The sequence below is a fragment of the Ornithinibacillus jepli genome (assembly GCF_047228935.1).
Taxonomy (GTDB): domain Bacteria; phylum Bacillota; class Bacilli; order Bacillales; family Amphibacillaceae; genus Ornithinibacillus.
The window spans coordinates 72421-87658 of record NZ_JBFEGG010000005.1; the positions used below are offsets into that span (position 1 = coordinate 72421).

At 36.8% G+C, this 15238-nt stretch carries 15 protein-coding genes; 6 read left to right on the top strand and 9 right to left on the bottom strand.

The annotated features are described in order from the left end of the window. Positions 1-235: 235 nt before the first annotated feature. Positions 236-2302 carry an ankyrin repeat domain-containing protein gene (locus AB1K81_RS16145; RefSeq protein ID WP_412977708.1) on the bottom strand — a complete coding sequence of 689 codons (2067 nt, stop codon included), beginning with the start codon at positions 2300-2302 and terminating at the stop codon, positions 236-238. Beyond that, positions 2268-2810, bottom strand: coding sequence for an RNA polymerase sigma factor (locus tag AB1K81_RS16150; RefSeq protein WP_412977709.1), 543 nt, complete (start codon positions 2808-2810; stop codon positions 2268-2270). Before AB1K81_RS16150 ends, AB1K81_RS16145 begins: the two co-directional genes overlap by 35 nt. A gap of 197 nt (positions 2811-3007) precedes the next feature. On the opposite strand from AB1K81_RS16150, the gene AB1K81_RS16155 reads away from it, so the two are divergent. The 4 genes from AB1K81_RS16155 to AB1K81_RS16170 all read left to right on the top strand — a co-directional run bounded on the left by AB1K81_RS16155 (position 3008) and on the right by AB1K81_RS16170 (position 6409). Further along, complete coding sequence (locus AB1K81_RS16155) at positions 3008-3286, top strand: YhdT family protein (protein WP_412977710.1); 279 nt, start codon at positions 3008-3010, stop codon at positions 3284-3286. After that, positions 3286-4776: a sodium/pantothenate symporter gene (panF, locus tag AB1K81_RS16160; protein WP_412977711.1), complete on the top strand. Its 1491-nt coding sequence runs from the start codon at positions 3286-3288 to the stop codon at positions 4774-4776. Before AB1K81_RS16155 ends, panF begins: the two co-directional genes overlap by 1 nt. A gap of 61 nt (positions 4777-4837) precedes the next feature. Beyond that, positions 4838-5233, top strand: coding sequence for a thiol-disulfide oxidoreductase DCC family protein (locus tag AB1K81_RS16165; protein WP_412977712.1), 396 nt, complete (start codon positions 4838-4840; stop codon positions 5231-5233). Between the two features lie 102 nt (positions 5234-5335). After that, entirely contained in the window at positions 5336-6409 is a 1074-nt protein-coding gene (locus tag AB1K81_RS16170; protein WP_412977713.1) for a DUF4097 family beta strand repeat-containing protein, read from the top strand. 259 nt (positions 6410-6668) lie between these two features. Here the strand turns inward: AB1K81_RS16170 and AB1K81_RS16175 are convergent, their stop codons facing one another. The 4 genes from AB1K81_RS16175 to AB1K81_RS16190 form a co-directional block, all read right to left on the bottom strand. Next, complete coding sequence (locus AB1K81_RS16175) at positions 6669-8654, bottom strand: acetoacetate--CoA ligase (RefSeq protein ID WP_412977714.1); 1986 nt, start codon at positions 8652-8654, stop codon at positions 6669-6671. 202 nt (positions 8655-8856) lie between these two features. Continuing rightward, positions 8857-9381 (bottom strand): type 1 glutamine amidotransferase domain-containing protein, encoded by a 525-nt coding sequence (locus AB1K81_RS16180; protein ID WP_412977715.1) that lies wholly within the window; start codon positions 9379-9381, stop codon positions 8857-8859. A gap of 72 nt (positions 9382-9453) precedes the next feature. Further along, positions 9454-9699 (bottom strand): DNA alkylation repair protein, encoded by a 246-nt coding sequence (locus AB1K81_RS16185; protein ID WP_412977716.1) that lies wholly within the window; start codon positions 9697-9699, stop codon positions 9454-9456. Positions 9700-9753: 54 nt separating this feature from the next. After that, on the bottom strand, positions 9754-10197 hold the full coding sequence (locus tag AB1K81_RS16190) for a YueI family protein (protein ID WP_412977717.1): 444 nt from the start codon (positions 10195-10197) through the stop codon (positions 9754-9756). A gap of 112 nt (positions 10198-10309) precedes the next feature. Here AB1K81_RS16190 and AB1K81_RS16195 point away from each other — a divergent pair, with 112 nt between their 5' ends. Beyond that, positions 10310-10954 (top strand): lysoplasmalogenase, encoded by a 645-nt coding sequence (locus AB1K81_RS16195; RefSeq protein WP_412977718.1) that lies wholly within the window; start codon positions 10310-10312, stop codon positions 10952-10954. 12 nt (positions 10955-10966) lie between these two features. Here AB1K81_RS16195 and AB1K81_RS16200 read toward each other — a convergent pair whose 3' ends face one another. Beyond that, complete coding sequence (locus AB1K81_RS16200; RefSeq protein ID WP_412977719.1) at positions 10967-11140, bottom strand: YfhD family protein; 174 nt, start codon at positions 11138-11140, stop codon at positions 10967-10969. A gap of 103 nt (positions 11141-11243) precedes the next feature. Next, positions 11244-13238 carry a lipoteichoic acid synthase gene (gene ltaS / locus AB1K81_RS16205; RefSeq protein ID WP_412977720.1) on the bottom strand — a complete coding sequence of 665 codons (1995 nt, stop codon included), beginning with the start codon at positions 13236-13238 and terminating at the stop codon, positions 11244-11246. A 239-nt stretch (positions 13239-13477) separates the two neighbouring features. Between ltaS and AB1K81_RS16210 the strand changes: the two genes are divergently transcribed. After that, complete coding sequence (locus AB1K81_RS16210) at positions 13478-14341, top strand: YitT family protein (protein WP_412977721.1); 864 nt, start codon at positions 13478-13480, stop codon at positions 14339-14341. A gap of 48 nt (positions 14342-14389) precedes the next feature. On the opposite strand, the gene AB1K81_RS16215 is transcribed toward AB1K81_RS16210, so the two are convergent. Beyond that, positions 14390-15187, bottom strand: coding sequence for a TIGR00266 family protein (locus tag AB1K81_RS16215; protein WP_412977722.1), 798 nt, complete (start codon positions 15185-15187; stop codon positions 14390-14392). Positions 15188-15238: the final 51 nt, after the last annotated feature.

Genomic DNA, 15238 nt, shown 5'->3' on the forward strand with positions numbered 1-15238 from the left:
AATATACGAAGAGATTAGCCGAACCCCACTTAAAATTCACCGGAATCAAGCCCAGTAGCGCCGAACCTAGTCCAATTCGCCGAATTAATGAACCGAATCACCGGACTCAGCACCGAAATACCCGAACTCAAGCCAACTATAGCCGAATCATAACTGAAAATCGCCGAACCCACTCTCAGTATGACTCTCCCACCTAAAAAAGAAGGAAAGCACTAGGCTTTCCTCCCATTACAAATCAAGGTGTCCATGCATTATGCAGGATTCCAACTAATTTCCATTCGTCGTTATACGGTTCAAATATTAATGTCAATTGAACCCAGCTTAAATCATCACCCGGTACTGTTTCATTAAAGGTATACTGTACCATGTGTGCATCAGGGAAGTCTTTTCTAACATAATCAGTAAAGAACTCCGGACCATTCAAGGTTTGCTGATTGACATATAAAGCATCTGGTCCTTGTTTTGTATAAACATAGTCCTCAAAGAATTCAGCAGGCGTCATATCAATTGGTAGTCCGCTTCCCCCGTGGTACCCCCAGCGATATTCAGTTGTATCTTCGAGTAAGCTAGGAATATTATCGGCTGGGAACGTAATTGGATCAATCTCTTCTGACCATGGTCTTGATTTCAACTGTAGAAAAGGTGAAATTAAAACGCCCTTTTCAGGATGAACGTGCTTGGCGAGCTCCGTCATATTTTTGTCGGCGATTAAATTAAATATTGTTTCAGCATGTTCAGCGATACCTGGTTGTTTATAAACTAACTCTAGAGTATTAATCACAGTTTCGTCTTTTGGATATGTTACCGTACCATCAAATGAAAAACGGAGTTCATATCGCTCTAAGCTGTAGGAAATATATCGCTTTCCATTTACTTCATTCATAAATGTTGAGCTAGGTTGCCCCAATACATTCTCAATATCAAGTACTGTAACATGGTCCCCTGGGTTTATTTCAAACTGGTAAGCAGTATATAACTCCTGCCCCTCTGGTTTGATAAATATATGCTCTCCATAAACATCAGCTGTACCACCTTCTACAGCAAATGATTCGAATGCTTTGCCATGCTGCCCCTGTAATGCAGAAGGATCCGCTGGTAATTGGATAGTGTCTAAATTAGGCAGCCTACCTATAGAAGCATAATAGAGTAAGTCCTCATTAATCATTTCTTCTAGTTTTGGAATTTCAGTTGCTATCCAAGAAGCGTATTCATTCTCGTCAACTAAATTAGCTCCATGCTGAATGAGTAGGTCTCTGATTTGCTGATTATCGAATTTCACAGCCATCCATAACACAGTAAACTCATTATCCGGTGTAATTGTTGTATTTGGGTCTGCTCCTGACTCTAATAGCAGTTTTACCATTTCCGTCTGATGTCCATAAACAGCCTGAACTAGTGCGTTATAGTTACGAGCATTTCGATGTTCGATATCGGCTCCACTATTAATAAGAAGGGAAGCGACTCTTGTACTTGTCGTTAGTGTAAGTGGGGTGTTCTGATTTGCATCCAAACTATTTGGATTTGCCCCTCGTTGCAACAATTGTTCCACGATAGTATCTAGATTTTCCTTTGCGGCAAGGTGTAAAGCCCTATCCGAGCTAGCCCCTTGACGGATATATTCTAAAATTTTATCCCAGTCTCGCTCACTAGGTGCTTTTGCTATCTCTTCGTTTAATAAATCTTCTACATTAGCAGTTTCTTCAGGAGGTTCCTCTTGTACGTCTTCCGCGTCTTCCCCTACTAAATAGTTGTCTGTGAAGAACATTTCTTTGAAATCCTCCCATTTTGAGGAGTCAAATTTATAATGTTTACCATCAATCATGACGATATTGGAATCACTAAATTGGAACGTTTCCAGTAGAACATCTTTATCGTCATAAACCTCTAATATCTCCGTGAACTCGGCTTTTTCTGAGTCGGTTTCGATAAACTCTGTCTCACCTATAGTTTCGTAAAATAAGTTAATGATTGTTTCCTCTTCTGATAGGTATGATTCGTCTTCCATTGTTCCGTTAATTTTTGTAATCTCATCATTTACAAAACTAGATAAAAGTAGTGTAGTTGGTTGTGGTTCTTCCCCTAAGGTTCCGTATATTAATACCGCAAATAAAAATGCTGCTGCTAATGCACCGACAGTAGCGGTTATTCCCTTGAAGTTTAGCTTCCTTTTTTGCTTTGCTTTTGATGTTCTTGTATTTAGGATGGTTCTCTTTATTTGTAATTCTGTCTGCTTATTTAAGTTTGGTTTCGGCATCTTTCGTAAGTGCTCATCTAGCTGCTCTAGGTGATTCAGTCTCTTCATAAGAGAAACACCTCCTTAACTCTTCGTGTAAAGCTATTTTAGCTCGATGATGTGTCGACTTAACTTTACTTTCACTCCACTTCAATATTTTTGCTGTTTCCTGTACAGAAAGCTCTTTTATTCCCCGTAGGATAATAACATCTTGATAATTAGGTTTTAATAGTTGAATGCAATCAAATATTGCTTGTGTATTTTCGTTTAAGTCCAGGATGGTTTCAGGAGAAGTATCTGTTTTTGGTTCCTTCGCATGATCTAATGGAATCGTTTCCGCATATTTTTTGGACTTTTTCTTTCTAGATTCATCAATGGCTAAGTTGCGCGCGATACTAAATAGCCATGTCTTTGGAGTTGCATTTTCTTTAAAGCTGTTAAACCCCTTTAGCGCTTTTATGAAGACTTCCTGCAGTAAGTCTTCTGCTTCAGTTGGACCAACTCTATATATTAAAAAATGATAGATATCATTCCCAAAGCGTTCAAACCAATCTGATATTATTTCATTATGCGACACAATACATCACCTCCTGGTTCTCAATAAATTAGACGTAGAAACAAAAATAAAATTGCATTTTATTCTGGTTTTTTTATAAGGATATTGTTTATTTGTTATAATGAGTCTGTTAAACGTATGATGGCTATTTCATTTTGTATACCTTTACTATATAGTAAAGGTAACAATTTTTACATATAGGTCAAGGGGGGATAATGATGCAAAACAATAAATATGATTTGAATAAAATTTCAAATCGTGAGGCTTTAATTGGGGTCGGACTTGCGATATTTAATTTTATTTGGTGGTATGCTTTTGCATATGGTTTAGGAAGTAAAGACCCTGAAGAATATAAGTTTATTTTTGGATTACCTGATTGGTTCTTTTATAGTTGTGTAGTCGGATTTATTGTTATGGTAGCTTTAGTAATTATAGTAGTTAAGGCATTTTTTGTAGAGATTCCCTTCGAGGATGAAGATGAAGAGGGGGCTAATTAATGGAGAATTGGGTTGCAATTATACCGTTGTTTCTTTTTTTAGTACTTATATTTTTTATCGGGTTATATGCTAGTAGATTCGTACAAAAGTCTAATTCCTTTATGCAGGAATATTTTCTAGGAGAACGCAGCCTTGGTGGCTTTGTTCTCGCAATGACGATGACAGCAACATATGGAAGTGCTAGTAGTTTCATTGGTGGACCAGGAACAGCCTATACACAAGGGCTTGGTTGGGTCTTGCTCGCGATGTCACAAGTAGTGACTGGTTATTTTGTATTAATGGTATTAGGGAAAAAGTTTGCCATTGTAACACGGAAGTACAAAGCGATTACAATGGTAGATTTTTTGAAAGAACGTTATAAATCTCCGGTAGTCGTGATCCTTTCTGCTATTAGTATTGTTGTCTTTTTATTCTCGGCAATGGCCGCACAATGGATTGGTGGTGCTAGATTAATTGAATCACTAACTGGGATTTCCTATACGACGGCATTGTTTATTTTTGCCGTTTCTGTATTGGTTTATGTTACGATTGGTGGTTTCCGTGCAGTTGCCTTAACAGATGCGATTCAAGGTAGTTTCATGTTTGTAGGAACACTAATCTTATTAATTGCGACTATTATTGCTGGTGGCGGTATTCCGAATATTATTGCGGAATTAACGGCAGAAAATCCTAACTTGATTACGCCGTTTGGTGCTGAGGGAACGCTATCACCAGCATATGTTTCATCTTTTTGGATTTTAGTTGGGGTAGGGGTAATTGCCTTACCACAAATTGCAGTTCGTGCCATGTCTTATAAAAGCGCGAAATCGATGCATCGTGCATTAATTATAGGAACAATTGTTGTTGGTTTTATTATGCTAAATATGCATTTAATAGGTGTATTTGCTAGAGCAATTCATCCGGGGATTGAAATTGGTGACCAAGTAATGCCGCTAATTGCCTTAGAAACAATGCCTGCATGGCTTGCTGGTATAGTGTTGGCAGCACCGATGGCGGCAATTATGTCTACAGTGGATTCATTGCTTATATTAGTAAGTTCTACCGTAATTAAAGATGTGTATATTAATTACATTAAGCCCGATGCTTCTCATCAAACGGTTAAAAGAATGAGTCTCACTGTAACAGCCGTGTTAGGTGTAATTGTATTTATTATGGCGCTTAATCCACCAGACTTGATTATTTGGTTGAATTTATTTGCCTTCGGTGGATTAGAGGCTGCTTTTATTTGGCCAATTGTTTTAGGGCTTTATTGGAAGAATGGAAACAAGTATGGTGCTATTGCATCAATCATTACAGGGGTAGGCTTATACACATTGTCAGATCTTTTACCTAAGCTCTTACCGATGTTTAGTGATGCCTTCCAAATGATGTTTAAACCTTTTGGTATTCATGCGGTAGTCGTACCGGTAGTTGTATCATTCTTTGCCTATGTTATTGTTAGCCAATTAACGAAAAAGTTAATTTCTAGTGAATTAAAGCCTACTTTTTAAGTAATTAGCGCTTCTTATATAGGAGTGCTTTTCCTGTACTAATAGAAGGGGTGAGAGATAGATGAGACGGATTATTTTATTTGATGGCGTATGTAATTTTTGCAATTCCAGTGTCCAATTTATTATAAAACGAGATACAAAGGGGTTATTTAAATTTTCTTCCTTACAAAGTCAAATTGGCGAGCAGTTATTAGATGAGAATAAGATCCCGAATAACTTAGATAGTTTTATTTATCTAGAGGGCGATAAGGTATATGATCGATCCACCGCAGTACTAAAAGTGTGTAAAGGATTAAAAGGTTTATGGAAGTTACTATATGTGTTTATTGTCGTACCAAAACCAATTAGAGATATGGCTTACAGTTACTTTGCTAAGAATCGATATAAATGGTTTGGAAAACGCGATGCCTGCATGATACCAACTCCTGAACAACGAGAGCGATTTTTGGATTCTTAAAATCAGACCTAAGACCGAGAGAGAATACTGCGATGGTATGTGGTATAAGGTATTAAATTTTATATACTTAGGATAGTAAATCGGTTGCGGGAGGATATGGTAATGAATGTTTTCAATAAACTATTTGGAAGCACTATAAATAACGTCATTCAAGAAGAATCGTTTGATGTTGCTAAAGTTAAGCATTTTTTTGTTTCAGTTGATGTAGCAGAAGTGGAGATTATGACGCATGAATCGCCTAGAGTGGATATAAAGCTTCAAACATATGAAGGTGGGCCAGTGTTAGAAACAGAGAAGACGGATGATACATTAACGATTACAGCTAAAAGAGAACGACAGATTATATTTAATTTGGGAGAGGTAACGAAATGTCTTTTACAAATACATGTTCCAGTAAATATAGCGGATAATTTAGATATCTCGGCAACCTCAGGAAAAATTAAATTAACGAATCTACTTGCAGATACAGTTCGAGTTGATGCAACTTCAGGTATTATTAACATCGCAAAAATAATGGCTAGTAAAATGGCTTTAAATACCACGTCGGGGAAAATAAAGGCGAATGAGCTTAAGTTAGAGAAATTAAGGTTCCTGGCAAATTCTGGTAATGTTGAGATGGATTCTGTTTATGGAGATATTAGTGGCAGTGTTGGTTCTGGGGCTATCTTCATATCTGGTGCTAAAGGAGAAGAATTAGAACTAAAGGCAGGGTCAGGAAAAATAATTGTAAAAGACGTTTATATGAAAAATGCTAATTTAAGTTCTACTTCCGGAAAGATAGATGCAGAAAACTTCTGGGGTGAAACAACGAACGCCCGTGTAGGATCAGGGAATATTCACTTCAGGGAATATAGTGGTTCTATTAAAGGTAATACCAATTCAGGGAATATAAACATTTCTGTCTCGGAGAATTCAGCATTAGATTTGAAAACAGGAAGCGGCAGCATTAATGTTGAGTTTCAAGAATTCGAGCTTAATTCAATGTTTGATATTAAAACTGGTTCTGGAGGAATCGTGACGAAACTACCGATGAGTATGGAACGAATTGAAAAAAACCGGTTACGTGGTAAGTCTGGTAATGGTGAAAACCTAATCCGACTTCGAACAGGTTCGGGTAAAGTAGTGCTTTATACTGCCAAGTCATCTTTGGTTAATAATAAACATGATATTAATTAGTTAGACGGAAGGGGAGTTCCCTTCCTTTTCTTATGGAATTTTGCTGTGGGCATGAGGATTAATAAGATAACGGAATAAAGAGCGTGATGGCAGGTCTCAAGCTGAATTTTAGTATGAATTGGTGAAAAAAGTGATGAGGAAGGGCCTCTAGCTGATTTTTACGCTAAATTAACGAAAAAACATCATGATATCCCCGTAGCACCATTTGCTTCGGACTTTAAAACTAAAAAAGATGATGAGCAGGCTCATCATCTTTAGCTTATAAACTAAGTTTTGCTTTTGCAAACTCTTCAAAGAAAAGAAGGGAATCCGGATTACTTAATGATCCTTTATTAGCTACTTTATCAATTGGCTGCCCCATTAAAATCTTTTTAACTGGGATCTCTAACTTTTTGCCGTTCAATGTTCGAGGCAGATCATGAACTGGAATAACCTCAGTTGGAACATGCCTTGGAGAGCATTGGGTCCGAATTTGATATTTAATCGCATCCATAATATCCTCTGTAAGTTCTTGATGATCTGCCATGATAACGAATAATGGGACATAGGAGTCACCGCTACCTAAGGGGATATCAACTATTAAACTATCAGCGATTTCTTTAATTTGATCTACAGCACGGTAGATTTCACTTGTGCCAATCCGAATGCCACCGCGGTTAATTGTTGCATCAGAACGACCATATATAATACAAGTACCTCGCTCGGTAACTTTGACATAATCCCCATGCCTCCAAATACCAGGGTACATATCAAAGTAACTTTCATGCATTCTACTGCCATCCACATCGTTCCAAAAATAAATTGGCATTGCTGGGAAAGGTTGTGTTAAAACCAATTCTCCGACTTCACCAACTTGCGGCTTGCCATGATCATCGAAGCTTTCAATTTTGGCACCAAGTCCACGACATTGTAATTCACCAGCATAAACTGGGAGTGTTGGAACACCTAGGATGAATGCCGTACATACATCGGTACCTCCACTAATAGAGGCAATCGATAGATCCTCTTTGACATTATCATAACACCACTGAAATCCTTCAGGAGGAAGTGGTGAACCGGTAGAGCTAATCGTTTTTAAATGGTTTAGATCAAATTCCTCACGAGGTGAGAAACCATCTTTCATACAAGCTGTAATATAGCTAGCTGAAGTCCCAAATATGGACATCTTTGTATCTTCTGCTAGTTTCCATAACATTCGTTTGTCAGGATAAGTTGGACTACCATCATAAAGAATGATCGTACTTCCAGTAAGTAGCCCGCCAACTAAGTAATTCCACATCATCCAACCTGTTGTTGTAAACCAGAAAAATCGGTCATCCTCATGCAAATCTGTATGGAACGTTAAAGCTTTTAAGTGCTCGATTAACATGCCACCTTGGCTATGGACGATTGGCTTCGGTTTCCCAGTTGTTCCAGAGGAGAATAATATCCACAGAGGATCATTAAATTCCACATGTCTATACATAAGCTCTTGTCCGCTATTTTGAACCGCTACATCCCAAAGCTTCACCAATTTTAATTCTGAAAATTGTTCTGCCTGATTCAGATAAGGTATGGCAATAGTTGCTTCTAAGGTTGGTAGCTCTGCTTGGATTTCTTTTACAACATCCATACGGTCGAATGCTTTTCCACCATAACGATATCCATCTACAGTAATCATAACCTTTGGTTCAATCTGTTTAAATCGGTCAATTACGCTTTGTTTTCCAAAATCTGGGGATGCACTGGACCAGATGGCGCCGAGACTTGCAGTAGCTAGTAAGGCAACGATTGATTCATAGATGTTTGGGATATAAGCAACAACACGGTCACCTTTCTCAACTCCAAGTTGTATTAAAGTTTGTTGAAGTGCAGCCGAATCTTTATATAACGTTTCCCATGTTACTTCTGCTTGATTTGGCCGCAGCTCAGAAGTATGTATTACAGCCGTTTTGTCTTTATTATAATTACGGAAAATATGCTCCGTGTAATTTACTTGTGCACCTTCAAACCATTTTGCTCCGGGCATTTGATGGGAAGATAGTACACGATTAAATGGAGTAGATGATTGGATTTGAAAATATTCCCAAATGGTTTTCCAAAAATCTTCTATGTTTTCAACCGACCATTCCCAAAGGGGGTCATAATCAGTTATAGATAGGCCTTTGTTTTCATTCAGCCAATACATAAATGATGTAATGTTTGCGTTTTTTATTCGCTCTTCTGTTGGCTGCCAAAGTAAAGTACCTTCTTGAATCTGTTTCATGTAACTCCTCCCCCGAATTTCATAATTAATTTTATTATATGAAAACGGTTTCTATGTGTAAAGAATAGGACAAATTTAACGTGCAAACAAAGAAAAGAGGTTGAGACATATTAAAGGTTAAGCAGCGAACGTAATACATGCCACACTAGTTCCGGATATATACGGATTTTGCTTAAAACACTTTTGTCCCTACCTCTATGAATTAATTTGCTGCTAATAAATCTGCAAATTCCTTTACATAAGGTGGTAAATCTGGTGGACGGCGGCTTGAGATAATATGCCCGTCTACTATAACTGGTTCATCATACCAAGTTGCCCCAGCATTTGTCATATCGTCTTTGATGCCAGGCGTACTGGTCACTTTTTTACCTTTTAAGATATTGGCAGAGATTAATACCCAACCTGCATGACAAATTTGTCCGATTGGCTTTTTTGCCGCATCCATTTCTTTTACAAACTGTAATACTTCAGGATAACGTCTCAGTTTATCAGGTGCCCAACCTCCAGGTACTAAGATGGCGTCATAGTCTTCAGATTTGATATCTTGGAAGGCGTAGTCCGATTGTGCCGGGACGCCGTATTTACCAATATACTGTTTATTTGCTTCCTTTCCCACTAGGTGAACGGTTACTCCTTCTTCCTGTAAGCGCAGTATGGGATACCAAAGCTCAAGGTCTTCAAAATCATCTTCTACAAGAGCAATAACTTTTTTATCTATTAACCGCATTAAAACACCTCCATCATAAGTTTAACAGAAAAAGAAAAAATAATAAAAACCACAGATTTTTAGTCTGTGGCTTTAAACAGGACGTTCACCAAACTTTATAAATGTATTTTCATCTTCAATTAGGCCACATGATCCGCATTGGATTCGATACTTAGGACCATTGTATGCGGTATGAAATGGCTCAAGAGCACTACTAGTATAATCGTTTACTATATCGCCAGTCTGAGGGTCTAATTTTACCGGTTTTGCAACTTGCTCAATCATATTAAACCGCGAACGATTTGTTTTGCAGTTTGGACATCGGTATTTCTGTGCCAATTTACACACCTCCATTGTTAGTATGAAACGAACAATTCGTTTTATACGAGAAGGTTAAAATAAACGTTTGATTTTGGAAAAAAGGTTAGACTTTTGCTCCTTCTTCTCCTCGGAAGTATGCTCTTCGAAATTTTCTTCCATAAAAATATGTTCTTCATCAATTGCATAATCGTACGTTAAAACCGCTCCTATATCGGTTTCAACTGCTTCATTACTAACAACGGTATAAGGTATTTTATATTTATTTGCTAATTCTTTTTCAGCTTTAAGAAATTTCGATGCAATTTTTCCATTAAATAATAACTTTGCTTCTTGATTGTTTTTCATGTTTTCCTCAAGGGTTTGGATCCCTTTGTCCGTCATTACCTGACCAATTGTTAACGCAATAACTATACGTTCTCGTAACGTTCCAAGGAAGTAATCTCGTTCCTCTTGTTTAGGTAACCGAGTACCGTATATTCCTTCTGTGATATAATCTTCTACGTTCTTCTTACTCATTATTGAAAACCTCGCTTTTCATAATCATTGTAAAAGAGTATATAGTTGGTTTGCAAAGAAAAGAGGGTTTTTTCACTGAAATGTAGAATTTGTAGTAGGAAGGGGGAGTAATATGTACGAAATCCTAATAGGACTAATTATTTTATCTGCCGTTTTATATTTAACCTTTGCGATATTTTTTAACAACAACCTTATTAAATACATATTAAAACCAGGAACAATGTTTCTTATTATTGTACTTGCTATATATGGTTCGGAATTAAACAGCTTTTACAGCTACCTCATTGTGTCAGCACTAATATTATCACTTTTTGGAGACATTTTTCTAATGCTCTCTGATAAATGGTTTGTACACGGACTAGTGAGTTTTTTACTCGGTCATATTTTATATATAATTGCGTTTGTATATGGTTATTCTTATTCCTTTACTAGCGATACTCTAATTGTCATTGGAAGTTTGCTACTGATCGCTGTATTGTTCTTCTGTATTCTGTTCAAAGGAGTTAAAAAGGAGGGGGGTCCACCATTACTTATAGCAGTAGCCTTTTACATTACGGTTATATCCACCATGCTAGGACTTTCTATTTTAACGGGTAACAAAATTCTTATGATAGCTGCTCTACTATTTTTTATTTCTGATGGTGTACTCGCAATAAACAAATTTAATAAACAATTTAAACTAGCTGATTACGTTGTCATGAGTACATATTTTACGGCACAATTATTATTTGCTATAAGTTTAGGTGGCCATATTTAAGGCCACCTTTATTTATTTCTGTTTCGCGCGATTGTCTGCAGCCCTACTTCTAGCTTGGGCTACTTTATCATCATGATCAGCCAATTCCTCTGAATACTCTACATCAATACCATCAGATAATTGATTCTTTGGAGTTTGAGCAAGAAAGTTTCTCCCGGTCTTACGTTTATGGTCACCGCGTCCCATAACTTTCACCTCTTTCCTGAGTATTCAATGTTAGTATGAGCGAATTACGGTAAATAAAAACGAGTAATCAAAAGGAAAATATTCCTTAAGATTACTCGTTTTATTATTTCTGTATATATGGTTGTCTTGTGTCTATTGGTTTTTCTATTTCTGGTTCTAATTGAAATGGAACAATTCCAGTTTCATTTCCATAACGATATTGGGTTGGATCAACAGGTGTCCAATCTTCATTTGGCGTATAGAAACGTAACAAATCACCATTTAGTAACTTATCGGAAAGTTCAAGTTCGCGTAGAACTTCCTCTTTCATTTTTAGCATTTCTTCCGTAGGTTCGATTACTTCCCCAGTATTGTTGTCATAGTACGTATCCGATACTACACTGTATTCTGGAGTAATGAAATCACCGTTACGGAATGGAACAAATTCTTTATGTCCATCAGAGAATAAGTCAGTTCCGAATTGGATATAATCTTGTGCATCAATTCCAACTAAATGTAGAAGCGTTGGCATAATGTCAATTAAGCCGCCATATTTGTGAACAGTTCCCATACCATCTACACCTGGAATCTTAATAATGAATGGAACACGTTGCAATTGGGCATTCTTAAATGGTGTGATTTCTTCACCAATGATTTCTGCCATTGCGCGATTATGGTTTTGAGAGATACCGTAGTGATCCCCGTAAAGGAAAATCACAGAGTCCTCATATAAACCAGCTTCCTTTAGATCTTTAAAGAATTGTTCTAATGCTTCATCAAGATAACGAGCAGTTTGGAAGTACGTGTCTACTGATTTATCTCCAGTTTCTGCTGGAGCAATCGATGCTTCTTCTTCACCAATGACATATGGATGATGGTTTGTTAATGTCATCATATGTGCATAGAATGGTTGATCTAATGATTTTAACATTGGCATAGATTGTTCAAAGAACGGTTTATCTTTAAGACCATAGTTAATAACATTTTCTTCAGACATATCATAATAACTAGCATCAAAATAAATATCTGTACCAAATTGTTTATAAACTTCATCGCGATTCCAGAATGATTTGTAATCACCATGGAAATTCGCAGAAGTATAGTCTTGTTGTTGATTTAGTATAGCAGGTAATGCTTGGTACGTATTTGTACCTCTAGTAACGAAAGCAGATCCTTGTGATAACCCGTATATAGAGTTATCCGTAATTAGTTCTGCATCAGCTGTTTTACCTTGCTCTGTTTGATGGAAAATATTATCAAAATACGTAAAGTCTTGTTCTGGGTCATTCACTAAAGAGTTAAGGAAAGGTGTAACTTCTTCCCCGTGTAACTTATAATTAATTAAAAATGTTTGGAATGACTCTAAGTGAATCTTAATAATGTTTTTACCCTTCGCAACACCAAACAATTCTGGGTTTGGTTCTGCATATTTATTCTTCGTATAGTTCTCTACTTCCGTAATATCATCACTGTCAGCAAGTACACGCTGAGAGGATGACTTCACGTTTTGTACTGCATCGTAAATTGCAAAATTATATATCCCAATATATTTTACAATATAGTTACGATCAAATGTCCTTTTTAGCAGTTCTGGTCGATCTGCTTCTGCTAGGCCTAAATTTACTGAAAAAGCAATTAGTCCAATGATAAGAACTAATATTGGCTTTTTACGGCTCATTCTTTCTGTAGTCCAACCTTTTTTAAACCAAATGAATAAGGCAATAAGGATGACAACATCAAGTGCATAAAATATATCTGTCCATTGAATAAGACTTGCAATACTTCCACCTAAGCTTCCGAAGTTATCGGTTTGGGTTAAAGTTGGAAGTGTAATGTAGTCGTTATTAAAACGGTAGTAAACAGCATTTGCATATGCAAGTATACTCATAAATGTATCAATTATAATAATCCAAAGCCCAACTCGTTTTCCTTTAGCAAATAACGCTATTCCGAGGAAAACAAGTGCCGAGCTAAGTGGGTTGAAGAAAAGTAAAAATTGTTGCATGTCATTTTTAATATCTAAATTGAATTCATTTACATAGATCAGATATGATTTTAACCAGATTAGTAATACTGCTATTAAAAAGAAGGACATTTTTGATGTTAACATTTTTTTCATCGTATTCACCCCATCTTTTTTCATAGAGACTTTCATTTAAAATCTATAAGAAAGTCGTCAAGTCTTGATTTTAACTCAAAACAATCTATGAATCAAGTTAATTTCCAGAATTTACTATTGGGAAAGTTTGGTTTAAAGCTTGTCTGTAGCAACATGTAGACATTATTGATTGTATTCAATTTACTAGATTCTATGATAGAATAATATTTGCTTGTCTGTTATGGAAAGGAAAAAATACAATGAAACTACAACATAGAACGGTTATAAAAGAATATGGTTTAGTTATTATTGGGGCTACTTTAGTAGCTTTATCTTATAATGTATTTTTATTACCATCTAAACTAGCTGCGGGTGGTATTTCGGGAATAAGTACTGTTTTGTATGAATTATTTGGATATAGCCCTGCTATGACACAATTTGTTATTAATATTCCGATATTTGTAATTGGATGGCTAGTATTAGGCAAGGACTTCGGAGGAAAAACGCTTTTAGGTACTTTTTGGGTGCCGTTTATGATTGGGCTTACTGCTAACACACCAATTACCGTCACTAATCCAATACTTGGAGCGATTTATGGTGGGATTGTATTGGGTATTGGTCTTGGAATCGTATATATAGGAAAAGGCTCTACTGGCGGAACTGCTTCGATTGCACAAATTCTCAAAAAGTTTACAGGGAAATCCAGTGGGTATACACAGTTAGTAGTAGATGGAGTCGTTGTTTTTTCGTCCATCTTCGTATTTAGTTTAGAACTAACACTTTTCGCACTGATGGCAATTTATATTTGTAGTAAAGCAATCGATTTTATCCAGCTTCGAACCTCTGCATCTAAATTAGTTGTTATTATTACAGAGGAGGAAGAAAAAGTACAGGAGTTAATCCGAAATGGAATTGATCGTGGCTTAACAAAGGTACGATCGGTTGGAGGATACTCCAATATGGATAAAACGTTAATATTATGTGTTGCTGAGCAACAAGAGGCTGTAAAACTAAAAGGTCTACTTCAGCAAGAAATTCCAACATCTTTCGTGATCTTTTTAAATGCATCGGAAATTTTGGGTAGAGGGTTCTCAATAGATAAATATTATGGACAGAAGCTATAAAAAAACGGATAGTTCAAATGGGATTCCTATTGAACTATCCGTTTTATGTTATTTTCGATCCCCACCTAGTAAATCAAATAATCCTCCGGCTATACTGCCTTCACCTTTGGAACCTCCTCTTTCAGGTGCAGCAGCAAATATTCGACTAGCAAGTCTTGAGAATGGTAAGGATTGAATCCAAACAGTACCAGGTCCTCTTAACGTAGCAAAGAATAAGCCTTCGCCACCAAATAAAGCCGTTTTTATTCCACCGACATATTCGATACTATAATCAACTTCACCTGTCATTGCAACTAGACATCCTGTATCAACTCGGATGGATTCACCTACTTGTAGCTCCTTTTGATGAATTGTCCCACCAGCATGAATAAATGCCATTCCATCTCCTTCAAGCTTCTGCATGATAAATCCTTCTCCACCAAAGAAACCTGTACCGAGTTTTCTTTGAAATTCAATTCCGACCGCCACACCTTTTGCGGCAGCTAGAAATGCATCTTTTTGACAAATTAATTTTCCGTTAAGCTCACTCAAATCCATCGGGATGATTTTCCCAGGATATGGAGAGGCAAAGGAAACATGCTTTTTACCAATTCCTTCGTTAGTAAAAGCAGTCATGAATAAACTTTCTCCTGTTATGACTCGTTTACCTGCACCGATTAATTTTCCCATCAAGCCACCTTGATTACTTCCAGATCCATCTCCGAAAATCGTTTCCATTCTTACGTGGTCATCCATCATCATAAGGCTACCTGCTTCAGCGATAACGGTTTCCTGTGGATCAAGCTCTACTTCTACAAATTGCATGTCGTCACCGTATAACTTGTAATCAATCTCATGGTTATTCATGTGAACCCTCCTATTTTTATATGTAATTAATCATACGTTAAAATTTGGAAA